A 3,752-nucleotide genomic window follows, 5' to 3' on the forward strand; every position below is an offset into this window, starting at 1 on the left:
CGGACGCCCGGCGCCGTCGCCGGTGGCGCAACTCGCGCTCGACGCCGGCATCGCGGTGCTGCGGCCCGCGCGCCCCAACACCGCCGAGTTCGTCGCCGAACTTGCCGAGTTGGCGCCGGACTGCTGCGCGGTGGTGGCCTACGGCGCGCTGCTCGGTAACGACCTGCTCGCCGTGCCCGCCCGCGGCTGGATCAACCTGCACTTCTCGTTGCTGCCTGCGTGGCGCGGTGCGGCCCCGGTCCAGGCGGCGATCGCCGCGGGCGACTCGGTGACCGGTGCCACCACGTTCCAGATCGAACGCAGCCTGGACTCTGGGCCGGTGTACGGGGTGGTCACCGAGACGATCCGGCCCACCGACACCGCCGGGGCCCTGTTGGACCGGCTGTCGGTCTCAGGTGCAGCCCTGCTGGAGTCGACCCTCGACGGGATCGCCGACGGCATCCTGACCGCGGTGCCGCAGCCCTCCGAGGGCGTCACCGTCGCACCCAAGATCACCGTCGACGAGGCCCGGATCCGCTGGGAGCTGCCCGCTCATGTCGTCGAGCGTCGGATCCGCGCCGTCACCCCCCAGCCCGGTGCCTGGACCATGATCGGTGATCTGCGGGTCAAGGTGGCGCCGGTGTCAGTTGTTCACGACGAGCCGGAACCGTTGCAGCCGGGGCAGATTCGGGTGACCCGTGACGGTGTGCGGGTGGGCACCGGATCGACGCCGGTGCAGCTGGAGCGGATCCAGCCGCCCGGCAAGAAGTTGATGCCGGCAGCGGACTGGGCCCGCGGTGCCCGCCTGGACGAGAGCGAACACGCTCGGTGACCGGACCAGGCAAGCGGCGCCCGGCACGACGCCAAGAGCTCGACCCGGCCCGCCGGGCGGCCTTCGACGTGTTGCGAGCCGTCTCCGAGCAGGACGCCTACGCCAACCTGGCGCTGCCGGCCACGCTGCGGGAACGCGGCCTGCACGGCCGGGACGCCGCGTTCGCGACCGAGCTGACCTACGGCACCTGCCGCACCAGGGGCCTGCTGGACGCGGTGATCGCGCACGCCGCGGGTCGCCCCATCGACAGGATCGATCCGGTGTTGCTCGATCTGCTTCGGTTGGGCTCCTACCAGTTGCTGCGCACCCGGGTCGAACAGCATGCCGCGGTGTCGACGACCGTGGAACAGGCCGGTATCGAATTCGACACCGCGCGCGCAGGTTTCGTCAACGGGGTGCTGCGGACGATCGCCCGCAGGGACGAGGGCAGCTGGGTCGACGAGCTCGCCCCGTCGATGTCGGCCGATCCGGTGGGCCATCTGGCGTTCGTGCATGCCCATCCGCGCTGGATCGCACAGGCTTTCGCGGATGCTCTGGGCAAAGACGCCGGAGAGCTGGCCGAGCTGCTGGCCAGCGACGACGCGCGCCCCGAGGTGCATCTCGCGGCCAGGCCCACGGCGCTGACCGCAGCAGAGCTGGCAGCGCAGGTGCACGGCACGGTCGGTCGGTATTCGCCCTACGCGGTGCATCTCAGCGGTGGGGACCCGGGGTTGCTCGCCGCGGTGCGCGACGGGGTGGCGCTGGTGCAGGACGAGGGCAGTCAGCTGGTGGCGAGGGCGTTGACGCTGGCGCCACTGGACGGCGCCGACGGTGGCCGGTGGCTGGATCTGTGTGCGGGACCCGGGGGCAAGACGGCGCTGCTGGCCGCGATGGGGCAGGCGGCCGGTGTCGAGGGCGTCCGGGTCACCGCGGTGGAACCGGCGCCGCGGCGCGCTGATCTGGTCGAGGAGAACACCCGGGGTCTGCCGGTCGACGTGGTCCGCGTCGACGGCCGCGAGCCGGGCTTTGCGCCGGGCTTCGACCGGGTGCTCGTCGATGCTCCCTGCACCGGTCTGGGAGCGCTGCGGCGGCGTCCCGAAGCCCGCTGGCGCCGCCAACCCGGCGATGTCCCCGCGCTGGGCCGACTGCAACGCGAGCTGCTGGCCTCGGCGATCCGGCTGACCCGGCCCGGCGGCGTGGTGCTCTACGCGACGTGTTCGCCGCACCTGGCCGAAACGGTCGGGGTGGTCGCCGACGCCCTGCGCCGACACCCGGTGCACGCACTCGACGCCAGGCCGCTGTTCGACCCGGCCGAAAACCTGGGGACCGGCCCCTACGTCCAGCTCTGGCCACACCGGCACGGAACCGACGCGATGTTCACGGCCGCGCTGCAAGTAGGCTGACGTCCATGTCTGCCGTGCCGTCAGCCCCGCTGATCGCCCCGTCGATTCTGGCCGCCGACTTCGCCAGGCTGGCCGAGGAAACCGCGGCGGTGCGCGGTGCCGACTGGCTGCACGTGGACGTCATGGACAACCATTTCGTGCCGAACCTGACGCTCGGTCTTCCCGTGGTGGAGTCGCTGCTGAAGGTCACCGACATTCCGATGGACTGTCACCTGATGATCGACGACCCGCAGCGGTGGGCGCCGCCCTATGCGGAGGCCGGCGCGTACAACGTGACCTTTCACGCCGAGGCCACCGACGATCCCTGCGCAGTGGCCCGGGATATCCGGGCCGCGGGCGCCAAGGCAGGGCTGGCGATCAAGCCGGGCACCCCGGTGGAGCCGTACCTGGAGATCCTCCGGGATTTCGACACCGCGCTGATCATGTCCGTGGAACCGGGTTTCGGCGGTCAGAAGTTCATCTCCGAGGTGCTGCCGAAAGTCGGAACACTGCGCCGCCTCGTCGACGCGGGCGAACTGACGGTCGTCGTCGAGATCGACGGCGGCGTGAACGACGACACCATCGAAGAGGCCGCCGAGGCCGGGGTCGACTGCTTCGTCGCCGGCTCGGCGGTCTACAGCGCCGAGGACCCCGCTGCCGCGGTGGCGGCGCTGCGTAGTCGGGCCGCGGCCGCATCCAAACATCTGACGCTATGAACCTCGACGCCGCGATGCGGGCGGCCATCGAGCAGGCCGACCGGGTCAAGGGGCGCACCTATCCGAATCCGCCTGTGGGCGCGGTGATCCTGGACAGTGAGGGCGAGGTGGCCGGTGTCGGGGCCACGTCGCCGGCCGGTGGACCCCACGCCGAGGTGTTGGCGCTGCGCCGAGCCGGTCGGCGGGCGATCGGCGGGACCGCAGTGGTCACCCTGGAGCCCTGCAACCACGTAGGGCGCACCCCGCCGTGCGTCGACGCCCTTGTCGAAGCGCAGGTTTCGTCGGTGGTCTACGCCCTACCGGACCCGAACCCGATTGCCGCAGGCGGCGCCGGCCGGCTTGCCGAAGCCGGCATAGAGGTCACCGCCGGAGTGTTGTCCGAGTCCGTCGCGGGCGGACCGCTGCGGGAATGGTTGCACAAGCAGCGCACCGGATTACCGCACGTCACATGGAAATTCGCCACCAGCGTCGACGGCCGCAGTGCCGCTGCCGACGGGACGAGCCAGTGGATCACCAGCGAGTCCGCCCGCGCCGACGTGCACCGCAGGCGGGCCGCCGCCGACGCGATCCTGGTCGGCACCGGCACCGTGTTCGTCGACGACCCGAAGCTGACCGCCCGGCTTCCCGACGGCAACCTGGCCGACAACCAGCCGTTGCGGGTGGTGGTCGGGATGCGCGAGATATCGCCGGATGCTCAGGTTCTCAACGACGACACCCGGACGATGGTGATCCGCACCCGCGACCCGCACGAGGTTCTCAAGGCGCTGGCCGACCGCACCGACGTCCTGCTCGAAGGCGGCCCGACGCTGGCGGGCGCCTTCCTGCGCGCAGGTCTGATCGATCGCATTCTGGCCTACGTGGCGC

General features: G+C 71.5%; 4 protein-coding genes. All 4 read left to right on the top strand.

Annotated features, from left to right (window positions below):
• A partial coding sequence (locus WA944_RS26660) for a methionyl-tRNA formyltransferase (RefSeq protein WP_526647506.1) occupies window positions 1-811 on the top strand: 811 nt, incomplete at its 5' end.
• Entirely contained in the window at window positions 808-2,193 is a 1,386-nt protein-coding gene (locus WA944_RS26665; protein WP_163890297.1) for an RsmB/NOP family class I SAM-dependent RNA methyltransferase, read from the top strand. The genes WA944_RS26660 and WA944_RS26665, both read left to right, overlap by 4 nt.
• A gap of 5 nt (window positions 2,194-2,198) precedes the next feature.
• Window positions 2,199-2,888, top strand: coding sequence for a ribulose-phosphate 3-epimerase (gene rpe / locus WA944_RS26670; RefSeq protein ID WP_526610132.1), 690 nt, complete (start codon window positions 2,199-2,201; stop codon window positions 2,886-2,888).
• Window positions 2,885-3,752, top strand: an 868-nt coding sequence (gene ribD, locus WA944_RS26675; protein WP_526647507.1) for a bifunctional diaminohydroxyphosphoribosylaminopyrimidine deaminase/5-amino-6-(5-phosphoribosylamino)uracil reductase RibD, incomplete at its 3' end; no start/stop codon positions are given. The genes rpe and ribD, both read left to right, overlap by 4 nt.

This window comes from Mycobacterium sp. (assembly GCF_049683355.1).
Lineage (GTDB): Bacteria > Actinomycetota > Actinomycetes > Mycobacteriales > Mycobacteriaceae > Mycobacterium.

Excerpts from the sequence above, each read along its gene's own strand:
- rpe (WP_526610132.1), top strand. The coding sequence starts at position 2,199 with ATGTCTGCCGTGCCGTCAGCCCCGCTGATCGCCCCGTCGATTCTGGCC.